Source organism: Anaerobutyricum hallii (genome assembly GCF_900209925.1).
Lineage (GTDB): Bacteria > Bacillota > Clostridia > Lachnospirales > Lachnospiraceae > Anaerobutyricum > Anaerobutyricum soehngenii.
Window position 1 is genome coordinate 2,681,749 of the sequence record NZ_LT907978.1, and the last position, 20,619, is coordinate 2,702,367.

General features: G+C 42.7%; 14 protein-coding genes and 4 pseudogenes. All 18 read right to left on the reverse strand.

Annotation, left to right across the window (positions count from 1 at the left end; genetic code table 11):
* Positions 1-16 precede the first annotated feature (16 nt).
* Positions 17-2,089 (reverse strand): DNA topoisomerase 3, encoded by a 2,073-nt coding sequence (locus EHLA_RS12155; RefSeq protein WP_055195143.1) that lies wholly within the window; start codon positions 2,087-2,089, stop codon positions 17-19.
* Positions 2,090-3,517: a CD1107 family mobile element protein gene (locus EHLA_RS12160; RefSeq protein WP_028086446.1), complete on the reverse strand. Its 1,428-nt coding sequence runs from the start codon at positions 3,515-3,517 to the stop codon at positions 2,090-2,092.
* A complete protein-coding gene (locus tag EHLA_RS12165) occupies positions 3,480-3,833 on the reverse strand; it encodes a DUF4315 family protein (RefSeq protein ID WP_227163109.1) in 354 nt (117 codons plus the stop codon). Before EHLA_RS12165 ends, EHLA_RS12160 begins: the two co-directional genes overlap by 38 nt.
* Complete coding sequence (locus EHLA_RS12170) at positions 3,814-6,615, reverse strand: CD1108 family mobile element protein (RefSeq protein ID WP_028086444.1); 2,802 nt, start codon at positions 6,613-6,615, stop codon at positions 3,814-3,816. Before EHLA_RS12170 ends, EHLA_RS12165 begins: the two co-directional genes overlap by 20 nt.
* 18 nt (positions 6,616-6,633) lie before the next feature.
* Positions 6,634-6,744 (reverse strand): hypothetical protein, encoded by a 111-nt coding sequence (locus EHLA_RS12175; protein WP_008688066.1) that lies wholly within the window; start codon positions 6,742-6,744, stop codon positions 6,634-6,636.
* A gap of 16 nt (positions 6,745-6,760) precedes the next feature.
* Positions 6,761-7,141 (reverse strand): annotated as a pseudogene (locus EHLA_RS12180) (VirB4-like conjugal transfer ATPase); the annotation flags it as partial.
* Positions 7,142-7,235: 94 nt separating this feature from the next.
* The gene (gene ltrA, locus EHLA_RS12185) at positions 7,236-9,164 is read right to left on the reverse strand and encodes a group II intron reverse transcriptase/maturase (RefSeq protein WP_242970684.1); all 1,929 of its coding nucleotides are present in this window, start codon (positions 9,162-9,164) and stop codon (positions 7,236-7,238) included.
* 742 nt (positions 9,165-9,906) lie between these two features.
* Positions 9,907-11,994 (reverse strand): annotated as a pseudogene (locus EHLA_RS12190) (VirB4-like conjugal transfer ATPase, CD1110 family); the annotation flags it as partial.
* Positions 11,876-12,340, reverse strand: a complete 465-nt coding sequence (locus EHLA_RS12195) for a PrgI family protein (RefSeq protein WP_028086441.1) — start codon at positions 12,338-12,340, stop codon at positions 11,876-11,878. The pseudogene EHLA_RS12190 and the gene EHLA_RS12195, both read right to left, overlap by 119 nt.
* A gap of 23 nt (positions 12,341-12,363) precedes the next feature.
* Complete coding sequence (locus EHLA_RS12200; protein WP_005344182.1) at positions 12,364-13,233, reverse strand: VirB6/TrbL-like conjugal transfer protein, CD1112 family; 870 nt, start codon at positions 13,231-13,233, stop codon at positions 12,364-12,366.
* Between the two features lie 12 nt (positions 13,234-13,245).
* Positions 13,246-13,344: pseudogene (locus tag EHLA_RS12205) on the reverse strand (Maff2 family mobile element protein); the annotation flags it as partial.
* A 148-nt stretch (positions 13,345-13,492) separates the two neighbouring features.
* Positions 13,493-15,379, reverse strand: coding sequence for a group II intron reverse transcriptase/maturase (gene ltrA / locus EHLA_RS12210; RefSeq protein WP_096240995.1), 1,887 nt, complete (start codon positions 15,377-15,379; stop codon positions 13,493-13,495).
* A 722-nt stretch (positions 15,380-16,101) separates the two neighbouring features.
* Positions 16,102-16,230 (reverse strand): annotated as a pseudogene (locus tag EHLA_RS12215) (Maff2 family mobile element protein); the annotation flags it as partial.
* Positions 16,231-16,351: 121 nt separating this feature from the next.
* Positions 16,352-18,211, reverse strand: a complete 1,860-nt coding sequence (locus tag EHLA_RS12220; RefSeq protein ID WP_222891062.1) for a VirD4-like conjugal transfer protein, CD1115 family — start codon at positions 18,209-18,211, stop codon at positions 16,352-16,354.
* A gap of 23 nt (positions 18,212-18,234) precedes the next feature.
* A complete protein-coding gene (locus tag EHLA_RS12225; RefSeq protein ID WP_026650181.1) occupies positions 18,235-18,726 on the reverse strand; it encodes a PcfB family protein in 492 nt (163 codons plus the stop codon).
* A 70-nt stretch (positions 18,727-18,796) separates the two neighbouring features.
* The gene (locus tag EHLA_RS12230; RefSeq protein ID WP_226852932.1) at positions 18,797-19,549 is read right to left on the reverse strand and encodes a phage antirepressor KilAC domain-containing protein; all 753 of its coding nucleotides are present in this window, start codon (positions 19,547-19,549) and stop codon (positions 18,797-18,799) included.
* On the reverse strand, positions 19,518-19,967 hold the full coding sequence (locus EHLA_RS12235; protein WP_026650179.1) for a hypothetical protein: 450 nt from the start codon (positions 19,965-19,967) through the stop codon (positions 19,518-19,520). Before EHLA_RS12235 ends, EHLA_RS12230 begins: the two co-directional genes overlap by 32 nt.
* 13 nt (positions 19,968-19,980) lie before the next feature.
* Positions 19,981-20,391 (reverse strand): single-stranded DNA-binding protein, encoded by a 411-nt coding sequence (locus EHLA_RS12240; RefSeq protein WP_049946959.1) that lies wholly within the window; start codon positions 20,389-20,391, stop codon positions 19,981-19,983.
* Positions 20,392-20,619: the final 228 nt, after the last annotated feature.

Here is a 20,619-nt window from a genome sequence, read left to right on the forward strand (position 1 = left end):
GCCTGCAATACACTACTTATCGTTGTGGAAAAATAAGATTGAACTGTACATTTCCCTCTCCGGGATCGACCATCTCCACAGTTGCTTCATACTGTCTCCCTGTTTTTCTTGATACCAGATCCTTATAATGGATTTTTCCTTTAGACAGGAACTTCTTTGCTGCCACCTTATCCATCTTTTTTCCCTGGCTTGCAAGAAATTTATCATTTTTCCATAAGGTAAAAGCACATTTCCGGTCAGAACAGTAAAAATTTACTTTTCCTTCCCTGACATCTGCTCCACAGCGGGGACATTTGCCAATGACTTCTCCTTTTGCCTTTCCCTGAAACTGATTTTTCTTCTCTTCTGAAATCCCCTGATACCTGGCAACCAGTTCCTGCATCAGCTCTGTAATCCCATTTAGGAATTCATCTGCTGTCTCTGTATTCTGGGCAATATGATTCAATGCCATTTCCCACTCTGCGGTCATCTTCGGAGATTTAATCTCATCCGGTAGAACCGTAATCAGCACATTTCCATCATCTGTCGGCACCAGATTTTTCTTTTCCCTTTTCACAAAGCCAGACTGAATCAGTTTTTCAATGATTGCTGCCCTTGTTGCAGGAGTACCAAGTCCTTTCTTTTCTGTATCTTCGGTCAGCTCTTCATTCCCTGCACGTTCCATCGCAGAAAGCAGGGTATCTTCTGTGTACTGTTTCGGTGGCTGTGTAAAATGCTCCGATACAAAAGAATCACAGGGACCATAATGCTTGCCTGCCCAGATATCCAACTCCGGCTCTTCTTTTTCTGCAATGATTCCAAAGAACTGTTTCAGTTTTTTCTCAATTGTCTTGAACCCTTCCTGTTTTGTTTTCTTTGCATTGAGATAAAACGTATGATAATTGCAGGTAATCTGACATTTATGACTCTCATAAATATAAGGATCTGCAGTTGCTGTCAGAACCCTGGCACTGATCAAATACAAAATCTTGCGGCTTCGTTCTTTCAGTTCACCAATATCTGCTTTGGCTACTTCCATGGTTGGGATAATCGCATGGTGATCGGATACTTTCTTTGAATTTAATACCTTACTCACGTCCGGTTGATATTCCAGACCTTCAGCATAAGGCATTTTCCCAAATAACATCTGAATCAGAGTTTCTGTACTTTCTCCCATCTCATCTGTCAGATACTGGCTGTCTGTTCTCGGATAAGTGACAAGCTTCTGCTCATACATCTCCTGCACAGCATCCAATGTCTGCTGTGCGGTATAGCCAAACATTCTGTTAGCTTCCCTCTGCAGGGTGGTCAGATCATAAAGCTTCGGAGGGCGGACCGTTTTCTCTTTCACATCATCCTTCTCCACTTCGCACATGCGCTCCTGACACTCTGCAGCCACTTTATCTGCATCTTCTTTTTTCTGAAAATTCTCTGTGACCGCATCCATATCGTCAAATTTGATATGAGCCATATAATATTTCTCTTTGGTAAATTCCTTGATCTTCTGATTTCGATCCACGATCATGGCAAGTGTTGGTGTCTGTACTCTTCCAACTTTCAGATTCTGGTTATACAGAACAGAAAAAAGACGGCTCGCATTGATTCCCACCAGCCAGTCAGCCTTTGCCCTGCAAAGAGCTGACTGATAGAGACTGTCATAACACGAACCGTCTTTTAATGACGCAAATCCATCTTTAATTGCCTGTTCTTCCATGGAAGAGATCCAGAGTCGCTTCATCGGCTTTTTACATCCTGCCTGCTCATACACCAGACGGAAGATCAGCTCACCTTCACGTCCTGCATCAGTGGCACAGATCACTTCATCTACTTTGGAATCTCTCATAAGTTTCTTTAAGATTCCAAACTGCTTTTTCGTACCTTCCAATACCTTATGTTTCCAACATTCTGGCACAATCGGCAGATCATCATATCTCCATTTTTTATATTTTTCATCGTATTCCGATGCATCACATAATCCAACTAGATGTCCTACGCACCAGGAAACGATATAACCGTTTCCCTCCACGTAGCCATCTTTTCTTGTTCTGGCTCCAAGCACGGAAGCCAGTGCCATCGCAACCGATGGCTTTTCTGCAATCACTAATTTCATTTACTCCTGCTCCTCTTCTTCATCTTCTAGTACCTCATCATTGAAATCTTCATCTTTCAAAACTTCTGTCCCTGCATTTTCCTGTTCTTCCTGCTCATCTGCATCGTCTACTTCCCGTTTTTCTGACTCTGAATCTTCGGATTCATTTTCATCCTCTTCCATCTCATCTTCATCATCATATTCATGTTTCGGTTTGTAGACTTTCAAGTAATAACCACCTGCCGCAGCTCCAACAGCAACCAATCCGATCAGTAGATAAGTCCCTGCCAAACTTTTGTCTTCTGGCATCTGAATTTCATCCTCTACCTTATCTTTCTCATCTGTCTCTGTCGTTTCCGGCTTTTCTTCTTCAGCCTGTTTCTCTGGTTCTGCATAAACAATATCTACTTCCGGAAGTGTCACAGAATCAGAAAGTGTGAAGTTCATCAGGTCTTTCTCACTGACTTCGGTAAGGAAATACACATTATCCTGAGATTTTGAATTGTCGATGATCAGATAAAAAATCTTACCACTCTTAGTTGAAATGGTATAAAACTCTTTTGTGCCTTCCGTAGCTGTTTTGGTAACAGAATCTGCTGTCTCGCCTTCTTTATTAAGCTGTTCCTCAATACCTGTCACTGTCCGATCATCCACAGTTCCTTTTGCATCTGTTGGCTCAGAAGCCTGTGCATCCTGCGGAAGTGGTGAAGTCGTTGTTTTCTCAGTCCCAGTTGCATCTGCACTGGTCGTGGTTGCCATCGCACCATTGCTGTCACCTGAAGTTTTCTGTTTCTCTGCCTGCTTCTTTGCCCATTCATAATAAGGATTCTGCAACACATACTTTTCAGAAGTATTTCCGGCACCATCCGTTACCGTGATTTCAATCTGTTTTGTTGTAAAATCTTTCTGTGTCAGTTGCACTCTCAGCATTCCATCCTTCAGATCTGTATAAGTGGTGCCATTAACTGTCACAGAAGTAATGCCGGAAACGGTATCATTTCCCTGAATCGTCAGTACACCATCTGTCAGAGATGCAGAAAGCGTAGGCTTTTCTGTGTCATAACACTTAATAGAGCGATTCTGCTCATAGACCTTCCCCTCACCATCTGTCACACGCACATAGACCGTCTGATTACCAGTAATGGAAATACTTCCATTCCCTGTCACATCCTGCCAGCTTCCGTCTTTCCCAGCTTTCGCTTCAATTTTTGTGATAGAAAATCCTTCTGGCATATGACTGGCATCCACAGTAATTGCGACTGCCGTTTCCCCCTGTCTCCAGCCATCTGGCTTTTCAATCGTAATTGCGGGTGCTGTATTCTCTGCCGCTAACACACTCTGTGTCTGCAACATAGGCGATGTCAAGCAAAGAATCGTTGTTGCCGCAAGCAATCCTTTTTTCACGCTATTTTTAGATTTCTTCTGTTTCATCTTCTCTAAATTCATCATCAGACCTTGTTTCCTCCTTCTGTATTTCTACCCTGCCGGGCAGTTCATTTTTCATTCTCTTTTTGAAAGCTTCCAGCTCTGGAATGCTCATATCCATTGCACGGATAATTTTTACAATTTCCAGATTTTCCGCTTCTGTTTTTGCTATCTCCGCAGCCTTGAAACGCTTTAAATCTGCTTCATATCTGGCTTTGGATGCTTCCATTTTTTCCTTGGCTTTCTCATAATCTGCCGTTGCTTTTTCAAGACTTTTCATCGCTTCTCCTTTCCGGACGGCTGTTACACCGCCCTTTTCCTTACCATCGTCCGAATCCATAGAAATGACTCTGCCAGTATGGAGAGTTGATGGACGTATACTGCACCGGATGCCCACAATGGATCATCTGACCATTGCCCACATAGATTCCGATATGCGTTACCGGAACTCCTGCATCGTAAGTACCTGTAAAGAAGATCAGATCTCCTGGCTGTGCTTCTGACTGAGATACCGGCGTACAAATGTCATACAATCCCTGTGCCGTTAATCTTCCTGTATTCCTTACACCTGAATGTGTCAGGCAGTAACTTACGAATCCAGAACAGTCAAATCCACTTGGCGAATATCCACCCCACACATACGGTGTCCCAAGATATCTCGCTGCTTCATTTAACAAACGCTGTGCTGCTTCACTGGTATATTCATTGCCGCCAAATCCTGCCCCTTCTCCTGTTTCCAGATAAAAGATCGGGTTTAACCGCTCTCCATTTTTCAGAAGTTCAATGTGAAGATGGCTTCCTGTAGAATTTCCAGTATTTCCTACAAGCCCTATCTCATCACCTTTCGTGACGGATGCTCCTGCAGATACACTCCGGCTGCTTAAATGTGCATACCGCAGTTCATAGCCTTTACTGTCCTTGATCACAACATAATTGCCATAGCTGTCGTTATAAGCAGAAGTTGTAACCGTTCCGGTCAGCCCTGCCATTACTTTTGTCCCTTCCGGTGCTCCGATATCCATACCATTATGAAGCTGATTTGCTCCTGATATTGGATGAATCCTGTATCCATAATAGCTGGTCACACTGGAATACCAGTTAAAATCAACCGGTGTTGCAAACATCTGCAAGTTGCCTTTTGTATCGTTGTAGGCACTGAACAGTTCTTTCTGGAAAAATCCCAACCTGTCCTGACAGATTGACATCAGGTTTCCACTATTTAAGGTGACATTCAGCACATCTACATCTCTTGTCCTGGTCACTTCCACTTCATTGCTTCCATTATCATCTGCCAGATAACATTCCCATGTTTGATGTCCATGTGCAGATGCTGCCGCATGACTGTCATAATAGACATCAAACTGTACACCGTATCTTGCGAAAGCTCCGGTATCTTCTACAGTATATTCGACACCATTCATAACTACCTTTGTTCCCATTGGTACAAACGGATTGGAAGCATCTACCGCTAAGGTATGATTGGCAGTTGGATATGCTCCACTGGCAGTCGGTCCTCCGCTCCAAATACCACAACAAATTGGGCAGTTACAATACCCACTGGTCACAACCTGTCCCAAAGATTCTCCAACTCTTACAGTTGCTGTCTCTGTCACAGTCTCATTGACTGCTTCTGTTTCTAACCGATACTGCAATGCAAAAAGAGCATCCAGTTCTGGCTTTACCTGTTCAAAGGTAAATTCTTCATACTTTGCTGACAGATAACTGATCAGGATAAACGGATCATGCTCAATAGGTCCGATGTTATATCGGTATTCCTCATGTCCCGGTTCTTCAGATTCCATGTTGTTGATCCGCTCCTGCAGATTAGCTTCCAGCTGTGTATAATACAATTCCGCTTCCCGGATTGCCTGATCCGATGACAGATAACTGGTCCCTGTGTAAGTGATTACATTTTGTAAAAACACTGCAGAACATGACGTGACATTCGTTATGATCAGAAACATCAATCCGATCAGAACTGCTACACTGATATACACCTTCCGATTTTCTTTAAAGAAGTTGGTGACCTTACCGCCAATCTTCTTAATATAATCAATCGTACCTTTTGTAGCTGTTCCTACTGTCTGTTCACTTCGCTTCGCTTTGGCATAATCCCATTTGATCTGTTGCTTCTGAATCTGTTTTTTCAGCTTCTTCTGCTCCTGATGGGATGCAGCCTGTGCCTGTTTCTCTTCCTGTCTTTCAAGTCTGCTTCTTTTTCTGGATGCCCACTGTTTCCTGCGTCTGGCACTTCTCTGTTCCAGCCGGTAAACACCTTCGCCGCTTTCTTCTAACTTATGGGCACCTTCTACCGCCGCATTATCGTCTTCATTTTTGCTGATCTCACGGTGCAATGCTACGGAAGTTGCACTTCCTGCTTTCTTGACAACAGAAGTTTTTTCTGTTTTCACAGATTCCCCTTCACCAAACTTCAAACGGGATTTTTTCTTTCCAGGAGTTTCTCCTTCATTTGCCTGATAGACCTGTGCTTTCTTGGAATGCTGCTTTGCTTCCTTTTTCTTTCTTGCTTCTTCATAAGAAAACTTTTTGGCTTTTTCTTTCTGTTTCTGATGGCGGAAATTGACTCCATCCGTATCCATCTGGTTCAATTTCTCCATATCTTTGTCATTTTTCACAGAAGCACCAGTTTCCTCATAAGCAAACTTCAAACGTTGTTTTTGTTTTGGCTTTTTGCTGCCACCTGTCTGATTTCTCCGGCTGTCTCCTCTGTTTTCTGATAGATCAGCACGTTTTTCTTTCAGTCTCCCTGACTGTCCGGCTTCGGATTCTTCTGCAAGTCTGGATTCTTTTCCGACTTCAGCACGGATTCTTTTTCTATTTTGCTGTTTACTACTCTGTCCAAAATCCTCACTTTGCTTCTCTGTCCGTATCAGTTCCGGTGCATCTCTGGATTTTTGCACAGAGGGTCGAATATTTTTCCCACTCCGTTCAGACTGGCGGGGAGACTTATCCACAAGGTTTTCTTCTTTTTCCCCCTGTTTTCTTCCCATCTGCACATCACCGACACGGTTACTGACACGAACAGAAGATTTATCTGTCAGGTTTTCTTCCACCAGACCATCCTTGGTCATCTTTTGGACTTTCTTGTCCCTGACTTTCATTCTCTGTTCTGCCACTGATTACTCCTCCTTCTTCGGATACCCTTTCCCTGCCTGTAATAAACAGAGAAAAGCGATGCCAAAAACAGCACCGCCACTAAAAGTTAATACATATGAAATTGCTCGTAACATTGTTTTCTCCTTTGTTTTAACCTGCTTCAGAAGTCTCCTCCAAGCGGGTTGTCATGATTTTATAGAGGGAATTCTTCGGGAATCTGTCTACAAATGGGATAATGACATTTCCATAAAACAGAAGTCCTTCACCCTCATTACTGTTGGTTACATAGGACAGCTGGGTTGGTGAGATATTCAGCTGTTTTGCCAGAATCTGCCTGTCTCCGGAAGCCTGGTTCAGCATATAAATAAAATCTGAATTTTCAAATATATTCTCGATTTCCCTGGAAGACAGCAAATCCTTAATATTCTGAGTGATGCCAGTTGGAATACCACCCCATTTACGGAATCGCTTCCAGATCTCCACACTATAAGCTGCAGTCTGTTCCTCTTTTAAGAGAAATCTCGATAGGTCAGACGCTTTCACGCCTTTCGCCCCGAGCCACACCGTGCAAGCAACTTTCATTGCACACGGCGTTCCATGGGATAAGTCTTTATTGCTAATACAGTCACTTCAAAGTCTGGTTAATTGTTATAAGGTTAATTGCTTCCAATCCTGCTTTAGCTCTCCATTTGTTGAGCTTTGCAATCTTGGCAGGTCCCCTACAATCGAATAAATCGATGAGGGACTTGATGATTTTCACGTCATTAGAATAGATAAGGCTCTTTATATCTTTGTGTACGATTCTGAGGTTTGCATATTCATCCGTACCACCTTGGCTTGGTGGATTAAGATATATGCATTCCACATCTTCAAACGCAAGAGACACCTTTGAGAGTTCACACTTACCCTTTGATGCCACAAATCTTGATAGGCGGTTGTCACAGAATTCGATACTATGATTCGTGTCGTTATCTCTACTCAACTTCAACAGCGTTTCTCCATATTCAGATTTAGCAAGCATGCGGTGAATACGTTCACGTCCCTGTGGGGTGTAACGATTGGTGTCCACTCGGTAGAACATTGGATTTTGCGTCCTACAGTATGCTACAGGAACGACAATCATACCATTGATATATCTAACCTGTTTGGACTCCCCATATTTCTGATAGAAATATTCGTCCATCGCACCTTTCAATGTCGGCGGTTTTTCCTTGGAGAGGTCAGCCCGACTATTCAGTCTCGTCTTCATGGTTATGTCAATCGACGGGAACAGTCTGTGAACATCTGAATTTATCATAGTAGCCATGTTATAGTACTGATGCATACCTACGACTGCTTGGTTGTATCTGATGAGGTCATCGTGCTGTGATTGTTCACTCTCGTGAGATTTACAGGCCTGCGCCATGGCATTTTTCAGCTTCACTCGTTGAGAATTGATGGCTTTGTCAGTCATATGAGACTTGATAGACCATTTCTTTCCCTTCTTGTAAAGTTTAAATTTTATGCCTAAGAAGTCGCTATAGCCTTTGGTAAGATTCGTAATTCGTGACTTATCTGGAGATGTTTCCAGCTTTAGTCTGTCCATTAGCCATTGCTCGACCGCATGCTTTAGCTTGGAAGCATCAGAATACGACCTGCAAAATATCTTAAAATCATCCGCATATCTCACTATGTGGCACTCTTTCAATCTGGACTGTCGCAACTTCTTGTACAGATTCCCTTTATTCGGAGTACCATTTTTATTCATATAAATATCGCTTTTCAGAGGATGCTTTGCAGGCATTTCCTCCCATTGACTGGCTATCCACCAATCAAGCTCATTCAGCACAATATTTGCCAGTAAGGGACTAAGTACACCGCCCTGTGGCGTGCCTTTGTCGGGTACCGTTCTAACCCCATTTTCTTCAATTGGAGCTTTTAGCATTTTTCCAATTAAGGAAATCAGCCTTTTATCACGTATTCCCATCGTCCATATCTGTTTTAGTAGCTTTCCATGGTCGACATTATCAAAAAATCCCTTGATATCTACATCAACTACATAGTGGAATCCGTCCACCTGCGCCAGTTTGTAACACACGGCAACGGCATTCTTAGTGCTACGATTCGGTCTGAAACCATAACTGTGCCGATAAAACTTGGCTTCGCATATAGGCTCCATGACCTGCAACACGCTTTGTTGTACAATCCTATCTAATACCGTAGGGATTCCTAATGGTCGCATTTTCCCATTTGGCTTTGGGATATATACCCTTCTCACCGCTTTAGGCTGATAGTTAAGAATTTTGTCCCTAACACATTGAACCAATGCTTCCTCTGACATCTCAGCTAAGTCCTTAAAGGTCTTACCGTCGACACCAGGTGTGCTGCTTCCTTTGTTTGATTTGAGATTGCGGTATGCCATTTTGATATTGGCATCTGAACCGATAATACTTATCAGATTCGTGAAAATCTTTTCGCTCGCACTATCCGCATATAATGCGTCCTGTACTTCGACCATGCCGTAGTACTCAGCATATCGGATAGCACTTTTCTTTAACAATTCCTTTCTTTGCATAGTCAACATCACCTCACTCTCGCAAGACTTGTTTCTCTTAGTCATACTCGAACCTATGAATGTTAACTGCATTACTTTATTACACTTGTTTTGTCGACTGGCAGACTGACCAGTCGTCCCACTAGAGGCTGTTGCTCCACTCCCATTACAGAAGCTTCATCGCTCGTGCCTCCGCTCTCACAACGATAAAGGTAAGTTATACAGTGTGTTTTCCTTACCAACAGGTCATAGCATGTGCAACTGCTCGCTGTTCGTTGCTTTCGACGTTCCAATATGATGCAATATACTGTACTTAGGTGCTTCCTTTGAGCCTGCTGATTTCCATTGCCTGTAACAATGCTCCGACTTTCACTTCCACCCAGTTACTTTTCGGTAATCAGCGCCAAACCGTTGGCATACGCTTTTCAACGCATTCGAATTTTAGACTCTTTAAATCGTCAGTTCGTCCCCACTTCCGTGGATACTCACCATATACAGCTTCACTACATAATCACAGGCAACCCACACCTCTGTGAATCTTTCCTCAGCCTTACCTGTTAGGACCTGCTTTTTGCTCTTCACCCTAACTTTTGACAACCCGATAGTTCTTGCACAACTATCACGCTGTAGGGAGTTTGTGTGTGTCCCTTCCGGGCGTTACCCCTTCATTTGAACAACACCATATCAGTTGTATCAGTAGCTTTTCTTTTTATGGACGGCTACTGACCCCGCTGTCTATTCAACAAGCGGAACGTCTCGTCCGATGGAACTCATCCACATAGTATCTGGTGGACTTATGGGCAGAACGGTTCATCGTTACCCTGTTCCAGACCTGATCCTGGATTACAAGCATCCCGATCTTTTTCAACTGCTTACCAAGCTCCTTGATATCAAAACAGACAATGCGGTTATTGATATCCACGTTTGTCTGATGATTAAATACATTCAGAGAACCTGTAACATAGATTTCCAACGAAGTGGCCAGTCGCTGTGCTTCCGGCTCTTCCTGTTTTCTCAGAAGGTTATATAAATCCTCCAGGATTGGCATCTTCTCCGGCACTGGATCGGCAAGATATTCCTGATATACTAACCGTACACAGCGGTCAATGATGGTCTTTTCTACCGGCTCCAGTCCATTCTTTCCTCCAACAATCAGCTCACACAAAGACAGAATAAAATCTGCTTTCAGTGACAGTGGATTATCTTCCTCGGAATAGTTCAGGTTCAGATCCATTGGATTGATATACTGGTCAGATACTGGCGAAACCCGAACTACCTGCCCATGCAGTGCCTGCACAAGTGCCGAATATTCGGCTTCTGGATCACAGACAATGATATCGTCTTCCGTAATCAGGAAGCAGTTTGTAATTTCCCTCTTTGCTGAGAAGGACTTACCGGAACCAGGTGTACCAAGAATCAGTCCATTCGGGTTCTTCAGACGTTTCCGATCAACCATGATCATGTTGTTGGATAATGCATTTAATCCATAATAAAGAGCTTCCCCTTCCTGAAACAGTTCCTGTGTCGTAAATGGCACGAAGATCGCTGTTGAAGATGTGGTAAGCCCTCTCTGAATTTCAATTCGATTGACTCCCAGTGGAATACAGGACATGAGTGCTGCTTCCTGCTGATAATCCAGTTGTTTTAAAGAACAGTTATATTTCTGTGCAATTCCCTGCACCTGGAAAATATTATTATCCAGCTTCTGACGCTTCTTTGCGGTATTCATTACCAGAAATGTCACAAGGAACATTCTCTCATTTCTGGACTGCAGATCTTCCAACAGGTTCTTCGCCTCTTCTCCATAGGTTACAAGGTCTGATGGAAGCACGTCCATATCATAACCGGAACGTACCGCCCGTTTCTGCTCTTCAATCTTCATCTTATCCAGATCTGAAATCTTGCTCTTGATCATTTTGATTGCTGAACTCTGATCAATGGACTGGATATGAATGTTGACATTGATGCTGTCATCCACATCCAGGAAGTCTGCAAGCATCCGGTCTGTCAGCTCCGGTGCAAGAATCTGCAGGTAACTCACACTCCCCATCGTTCTTCCCATCATAAATGTCTGATTCTTGGAAAAGTTAAAGGAAGTCGGTGCAATAAAATCTTTGGTCTTTAATCCGGTTTCCGGCAGCATCTTATACTGGAACTTAAATGGTTCAATCCGATCCTGGTTGAACACATGATATAGAATCTCCAGCCTTTCCAGACCATTTAGTGAATGTGCCTGTGCTCCCAGGACCTTAAAGTTGTTTAAGATATCTGTTTCGATTCTTTCAAGCCTTGGTCTTGCCACCTTCAGGCTTTCTGCTTCGATTCCAAAAGTGATATACTTTGTCTTCACCAGACCATTATTTCCTTTTGAAAGCTGATTTTTCAACATAGTACGGTACTCATCACGAATGGCATTGAAGTCATCGTTCTGATCAGGAATGTCAATGCTTTTCTCAAATTCTGCCACATCCACCTGCTGATTGATAAAGGACAGCTGCACACTGATGGAAGAATCAAAGTAATTTAAGAAATCACAGTAATTCTCAAATATCGTGGTCTTATCCTCATTTAAAGCAAGCTGATAGTTGATGTCATAAAACTGAATCGTCTTGGAGAAAAAGTTCTTTGTCACCTGGCAAATACCATCCTGCAGCATCCGAATATACGGAATACTCTGCTGCGCAGTTGTAGGAATATTTTTCTGTTTCCTGCGGTCCCGTTCCTGCTTCTTCCTACGCTTTTCCTGTTCTCTTTCTTTTCTGCTTTTTTTGTTTCTTCTTTCCTGACGGTTTCTTTTTTCCACCAGGGACAGACGCTCCTGCTGAGCCTCCTGCTTTGTCTTTTTTGCCATCCGGCACACCCTCCTTTTTTACAAGGGTGGAAATCTCCTGATAAAAATTTTCTGTCTTATATGGTCTTACTGACGGACAGATAAACTTCTGTCGAATGATATTTGCCACCACTTTTTCAAAGGGAAGCCCGTCTTTTTCATACATTGCCATGAAGAAAAATGGAAGCATGATCGTTACCATCAGGATGGCTGCGATACTGGAACCGATTGGTTTTCTCATGAACAGATAAAACGGAATTCCCACTACTGCGGCAAGTGAAAAGAAAATCAGCTGCCGTTTTGTCAGATTTAACGCTACTTTTGTTTTGACCTTGGTAAGGTCTTTTGGTACTGGTACATACGCCATGGTATGCGCTCCTTTCCTGCCCGCTAATGGGCATTGAATATTGATTTGCTAAGGCTTCCGGTCTTGAATAATGAAAATGCAAGAATCACGGTATAAGCCGCTACTGAAAACATTGCTGCATGAAGGTCACTGGATATGGTCATTGCATTTACTAAAACTGCATAAATTCCCACACAGACCATCATGAAGAATCCCTGAAATGCCAGTGCGAACAAGCCTTTTAAATAGTTGTTTCCGATATTGCCCCATTCCTTATTGGTCATGGTGGCAAACGGAATTGGTGCTATGGAAGTATAAAGGTAAATCTCTATCATTCTTCCGTATAAAATAACGGTTATAATGATCGACAGAATCCGCATGGTAATACTGATCAGCAGCGTTTCCATGGATAACAAGAACAAATCCCCCAGTTCCATATCTTCCAGTGCATCCACAATCCTTGTGATTGCTTCCGATGCGTCCACTGCTGTGTTTCCGGAAATTACTCCGGCGGCATTGTTGACCACATGCTGGCCAACGTCAAAGACCGCCATCGTGATATTGAACGTATTCGTCACCAGATAAATGGCTACATACGCCTTAAAGATCCAGAGGAAAATGTTGTAAGTCTCAAATTCATGGAAATTGTTTTTCTGCGTTACCATCGTAATCAGTTCATAGCACAGGACAAATGTGATGATCAGTCCCGCAATGGGGACAATCACCGTTTGGGAAATGTTCTGGATCAGATTGAAGATTCCGGCATTCCATCCCTGCGGTGTCTGTCCCACCTGCCCGGCTATGGTTCCCACCTGCTCATTGACAGACGTGAACATGTTATCCAAACAGGACTTGATAAGCCCGATCAGGATATCCTTTATCGCTTCCGTAATTCTCTCAATGATGGTGTTCATCTACCACTCCTCTTAAGAGAACAATGTTGCCAGCTGTGGAATCAGGGTAGTTCCCAGCAGCATGATTCCGGCACCAGCCATCAGCTGTTTGATGCCCTGGCTCTTAGCACCGGATAGCGATAGGTAATCCTTTGAAGTTATCTCCGGATTTTCCCCCGCTCCACACCGTGCATGCGACTTTCACCGCACACGGCGCTCCATCGAATTCAGCCGTCCAGGGTTTTAAACACAACTTACACACTTCGTTACAGCATTAAATTCAAAGAATAATAGGTGGCATTTCTGCCATACTACGAAGTTTGTTAAGCTTTTCTATTTGTTTATTGTCAAGATTTAAGGATTTCAGGTACTTCTCAATCGTGGGTTCTGAGGAAGCATGGATAAGGATATGAACCTCTTTGCTGACAAGAATTAGATTTGCGTATTCATCCGAACCACCATTGCTTACCGGCACTTTATGGTGGCAATGAATATCATGAGAATCCATCGGAATTCCCGTCACTGCACATTTACCATACTGTGCCGCATACAAAGAAATACGGTTATCCGCATATTCAATGGTTCTACCCTTTACAGGATTTCTCATCAGCCATAACATCGTCGCTGTGTCGATTGCAAGATTCTTATGAATCTGTTCCCGACCTTTGACCGTGTATTTATTGATGGATTTCCTTTTATGCTGGGCGTTCTTCGGCTGGACATATCCCAGTGGAACCACCGGACGTCCATGAAGGAACCTCATCTGTCTGCTTGTTCCATACTTTTCTTTGATGAACCCATTTCTGAGTTGTCCCTTTTTGGATAAGTCGCCTTTCAGTCTGTTTCTGAGCTGTTTGTTGATACTAAAGGCAAGTCTGCTGAAGTCATGAGATACTTCTGTGGAAATACAATAGTATTCATGAAGTCCAGCAACTACAGAGTTGTATTTCTGAAGCTGCATGAACTGAACATTATCATCTGACGAATGAGCCAGTTCCTTTACTTCTTCCGAGACTTTATCATGAGCCTTTTTGTATGCTTTATCGCTCATATGAGACCGAACCACATATTTCTTACCCTTTCTACGGACTTTCAGCTTGAACCCGAGAAAATCAGAATACTGTCTTTTGAGATTAACTACTTTGGATTTGTCAGGGCTGATTTCCAGCCCCAGCCTGTCCTTTAGCCATAACTCTGTTGCCTTGTATGCTCTGACGGCATCCTCATGTGATGCGCAGAAAATTTTAAAATCATCTGCGTACCGAACTGCATGCATCTCTTTTAATCTGCTCCGGCGCAGAGCCCTGTAAGCGTGGCTCTTAATCTCTGTTCCCTGCGCATTGCTCCTCGTTTTGAATTTTGTCTTTGTTGGCATCTGTTCCCATTGGGAAGCAATCCACCAGTCCAGTTCATTTAATACGATATTTGCAAGCAATGGCGACAAAATACCGCCTTGCGGAGTACCCCGTGTGGGATATGTTTTCTCCCCATTTGGCAGAACAACAGGTGCTTTCAACATCTCTTTTATAATGCATAGCAGCTTTTTGTCCCGAATTCCCAATGCCCATATCTGACGCATCAGCTTTGTATGGCTGATATTATCAAAGAAGCCTTTAATATCGAGGTCAACCACATGGTACAGATGCTGTACCTGTATCAGCCTCATGCATTGCGCAATAGCAGTCTCAGCGGAACGGTTCGGGCGGAACCCGTTGGAGTTCTCACTGAATTTTGCTTCACATATCGGCTCCATGACCTGCAAAATACATTGCTGTACGATCCGATCCACGATAGTTGGAATTCCCAGCGGTCTGGTCTTTCCATTGGGCTTTGGTATTTCCACTCGCCTTACGGGTCGTGGATGATAATTACTGAATTGTTTCCGTATGAGACGGACGTATTCTTCCTCGCTTAACTTTGCAAGGTCGGCTATCGTCCTTTTATCCACTCCCGAAGTATCACTTCCTGTATTCTTCTTTATCGTTCTGTATGCAAGCTTGATATTTTCTTCACTCTCGATGATTTCCATCAGATGGTTGAAGGTTTTATCTTTCTTACTTTCTGCATACAGCCTGTCAAAAGTACCTTCCATGTCGTAATACTCTGAGTTGCGGATTTTTCTCTGTTTACTTTTCCTTTCTTGCTGCCCCGAAGTCAACACAGGCATCCTCTCCCTTCGGTTTGGATTTTCTTTGTCATACTCGAAGCTGTGTTTGTTGTGTTTTCATTTTCATTGCTGAATTCGACTTGTGGCTATCCCTCCACCGCTTACTTATTCACGGCTTCATAGGTACTGTGCCACTACTCTCACTGGAATAAAGAATGGTTATTGCCCTCTCGCGAAGGTATTCCCATCCACCACATCACTGGCTTGCAACCGCCTCCGTGTCCCCAGCTTTCCACGTTCCGATATTCCTATCATTGGATATCTTTAGGTTCTTCCTCTAAGCCTGTATCTGGTCATGCATAACCGCACCGCCTGTAACGATGCATGGACTTTCATAACAACCAATTTTACTTGCCCACAGATACCACCATGAAAGGTGTACTGCCTTTCGACAGCATCAACGTTTAGACTCGTACATTCGGAATTTCGTCAGTATTTTCATACATTCTCACCATGGATATCCGACCCCCGGCATATAGGCAACACCATCCACCTCTGGACAGCTTTCGTGTCTGGCCTGAAAACCAGTCTTACGATTGCTCTCTGCCGACTTCACCGAGCTCTATAAACTTTTGGAGAGAGCCGTTGCATGCTCCCCGCCATTCGGAGTATTAGGGTGGCGCTTCGGGACGTTACCCCCTCATTTCACCCATCGGAATATCAGTTCTCCAAAGTTTCGGGCTACAATTGCCCTTCGACTTTGTGCGTAAGCTTTTCACTTACGAACGTGTCGCACGATTGTCGTTTCCATATCCTTCCAGAAGGTTTACGACACCCCACACGCCAAGACCTGCGCCGATTGCGACTACAAGAGTTTTTAAAGTTGTAATTGCACTGCTAAAAAATGCCATATACATTCACCAAAACTGACTTCTTTCAGGTGTTTACGGGAACGAAAATACACCGACTAAAAAGCCGGTGCACCTAGTGTCAGTTATTCCTTTCCTCATTATTTTCTGTTCATTCCCAAGGTTACTCCGACAGTTCTACATGAATTACTTCCACCTCTTCTTCAGATTTCGGTGTATACTGCGGATTTAACTCTTTCTCAACTTTGTACCGGTTCTTCTCGTTTTCATCTGCAAGAAGCCGATAGTTTTTGTGTTTCGTGATATCATATTTGTCCGAGAAAAATGGTCTGGCACCACGGATCTGCAGGATACATTTTCCTCCATCCATGACTGCAATCTCATCTTCAGTCATCAGCTGTTTACCTGTTTTCTGGTAATTCAATCCAAAAGACTTCTGATTACTCCTCGTCTCCGAAGTGTTATACAGGTCAATGGTTTCCTTACCCAGAAGCTCGCTCATTTCCTTTAAGGTAGTTTTCTCTTTTCCTCCAAGAAATAGTGTGGTATCACAGTTACCCAGAATAGTATCTGCACTATCCTTATACATTGCCTTTAGCTGACTCTGTGACTGCAAAATAATAGAAGCAGAGATTTCCCTGCTTCGGATGGTTGCAATCAGCTTGTCAAACTGAGGAATTTGTCCAATATTGGCAAACTCATCAGCAATGACACGCACATGAACTGGCAGTCTTCCACCATATTCATCATCTGCTTTGTCACAAAGCAGATTGAAAAGCTGTGACTGTAACATGGCAATCACAAAGTTAAAGGTTGTATCTGTATCGGACATAATCAAAAACAAGGCTGTCTTCCTGTCCCCAATCTTATCCAGTTCCATTTCATCATAAGACATGATCTCACGAAGTTCTGCTATATCAAATGGTGCCAGCCTCGCACCACAGGAAATAAGAATACTTTTGGCTGTTTTGCCAGCCGCCATTTTGTATTTTTTATACTGTCTGACCGCAAAGTGCTGCGGATCTCTTTCTTCCAGTTCCTGGAACATCATATCCACTGGATTCTGGTAAGTTTCATCCTCTTCACGGGTTTCGCTTTCATTCAAAAGATCCAGAAGGGTATTCAGATTCTTTTCCTCTTCATCTCCTTCATACCAGATAAAAGCAATCAATGCCGTGTACAACAGCTTCTCTGCTTTCACCCAAAAATCTTCGGAAGCTTTTTCCCCTTCGCCTTTGGTATTAACAATAATTGTTGTAACCAGCTTCAGGATATCTTTTTCAGACCGTATATAAGCAAATGGATTGTAATGAAGCGATTTGGAAAAGTTGATAGTATTCAGAACCTTAATCACATATGGTTCGTGTACCACTTTTCCTGATTTATCTTTCATAATATTTCCATTCTTATCTTTCTTAGGTGGTCCCTTTGCTAACATCTTCCCGCACTCCTCGATCAGAGTGCCTTTCGGATCTGTAATGACCATGGAACAGTTCATCTGCATGACTGACGGCTTAACGAAAAATCGAGTTTTTCCGGAACCACTGCCGCCAATGACCACTATATTTTTATTTCTTGCATACTTTGGCTGTTTAGGTCTACTTTCCATAGTCAATGCTTCTGTTGCTGTTAATGGAATATTCATCCAGGGATCTTCCGACATATAAGGTTTAATATCCTCAGCGTTTCCCCATCTGGCTGAACCATACTCGATTCCTTTCCGGAGTTTCTTTGCATCTGACTGTTTCTGCCATACCAGTAATTTCAGAATGACAGCTGCTACAATTCCTGTCAGCATATCACGCCAGTTAAAACTTGGCTGCAATCCAGTAAGAATCCTGTCTGCATGTTCCATCGCATATAATAGCTTGTTCCCAATATCTTCTCCCAGACTGTTTCTGTAAAGAAATGATGCCCGATTTGTATAAAAAGCAGTTAAGATATATGGGATATTGGTAAGAACCAGTTTCTTTTTATCCAGGGCGGACAGCCTGACCCTGATCTTATTCTTCCATTTTTGCATCAGATTTTTACCGATTTGCTTTTTCATCGGCTCTGCTCCTGATGCCGGTTCTTTACTTTGTCCTTCGATTTCTTTGGCATCATTGCTCTGTAAGTTGCAAGACGCTTGTGAATAGAAGGCTTATTCGCTTTTTGAATCTGTTTCTGGGAAAACTCACGGAAAGCAGCATTGAGGGCATCCTGATCACGTCCTTTAAAAAACACCAGATACATCGGTGGATCTTTACTCTTATCTTTTTTCAAAGCATAATTGATCCCGTATTTTCTGGCATAACGTTCAAAGGACTTGATATTCTTATTTGTGATCTCGATATTGACCATCCCGGCATTTTGTTTTGCCAGCTCTTTTACCGTGACCTTTCCCTGTTTCGGCTGATTCTTCTTCGCTTTCTTCTCTACCGATTTCTGCTTCTGATGACGCAGATAAGCAGCAAGAACCTTTTTCAATAAATCTGCTGTTACTTTGGTAGTCCGAATGCAGAACGTGACCGTTTTCTGAGTTACCTCTTCCTGCATGATTTTCCCTCCTTTCAGCGATTTAACTGCTGTCCAGATCTGTAATCATGGCAACCACCTCCTTCATTCTTTACTCTTCCTCCGCACACAACGCTTTAAAAAATTCTTTTCCTTTTGGTGTAACCAATGTCTGTGAACCAAGATGTCCATTGTTAAAATAGTCTTTTACAATAAACAGATCATTGTTCTTCTCCACCGCATAGGGTAACAGCGTGCCGGATGGACTCCTATATAGAAATCCTCTATTTAAAAGAAGTTTCACAAATTTTCTTTCTGGAAATTCAATCTCTTTTGCCGTCGTTCGAATATTGGTGCATTCTCCTGTAATCATGAAATGATCATAATAATCTGCTTTTGGCTGCATATCCTTTACACGATTTTGCAATTCTCGATTTCGATTGTTTTCTGCCAAAAGTCTCTCGGCAAATTCCAAAAGAAGTTCCGGGTTATCTTTTACCCTGTCTAAAAGATCGGTCTCTAAATATCCGCCTGTTTTCCTAATAGCCGGAAGTACCTCATCAAATACCCACTTCTCAAAATTCTGTGCTGACTTTAAACGACTTTTTGTAATCAGCCGATATACATCTCCCTCTGGAATAAAAATCATTGGCTGTACCCCACCTGATGTAAGGACGCCCCGTTTCAGGGCCCCCTTGCAATGAACATTTATCGCATTTCTTGGTTTTGCATATCCCAAAGCAAATGCTACATCAATTCCAGAAAATAAAAGTCTGCCTCCATCTTCAATCATACGGATGGAACCAAACTCCGAATTGTGAAACTCTGTGATTTTATAATCCGTCTTCTCCATCCTCTTCTCCATCCTCTTCTCCTCCTGAACCGGCAAGTAACATCAAACCATTTTCAATGATTGTGCTCCTAATAAACTCTGCTACATTCACGGTTAAATAACCAAGATATTCTGCAAGGAAACTACTATATTCCTCTTCTGTCAACAATTCCTCCAGTGCTTCCAAATGAGCTGTCACTTTAGAAGTCTGCTTTCCGCCAAGCAGCTTGCCTAATATTTCTGTAAATTCCTCTGTGTCACATGACTCAAACATACATAAGATCATCTCCATTGTTGTTTCCAAAACCAAACGATCCATTTTCATTTGCGTCAGCTCTTCCATTGTTTTCATGGCAGTCATAAGCGCATCACTTGTCATATGTTCTGTATTGATTCTTCCTTCTGAATCAACCAATCCTATTGCAAATAATTCTAAAAAGTATTTTCTCATAAATCTTGTCCTCCTATCGAAATGGCATTTCTTGTTCAAGTTCTTCTGGTATATCGAATGGAATCTTCCTCTTCTCTGCTGGTTGAAATCCGTCAGATTCTTCTTTTTTTGTTTTGGCTTCTGCAAACTCTACATTATCCATAATGACTTCGGTATAATAGGATGCAGTTCCAGTCTGTTCATCTTTGATCTGAGAGATTACCAACTCTCCGGAAAGAGCAATCTTAATTCCTTTTTCAAGATATTTCTCCACAAATTCTGCATTATTTCCATAAGCTGTGATCATCACTACAAATGCTTTGCTTGTGCGATTTCTTTTTACTACCAGTGGAAACCTAGATACTTTGGTTTGTCCCTTTTGCGTAGATGTCAGCTTAGTTTCTGGATCTCTGGCAAGTCTACCCATTAAAACAATCGTATTCATTCTTTTTGTCCTCCCTTTCTTCCTGCAACACCCTTCCCTGGTATTTCAAACAGGATAATAATCTGTGCATTTTCTGCACGAAAAAATGAGGAATGGATTCGAACCATTCCCCACTTGCTACAGGATTTCTCCTGTAATATAAATAAGAAAATCTAAGTATTCACATTTGGGCTTTGTCTGTACATATACATCTGATCGTTATCATTCCAGATAACCCGGCTGTAAAAA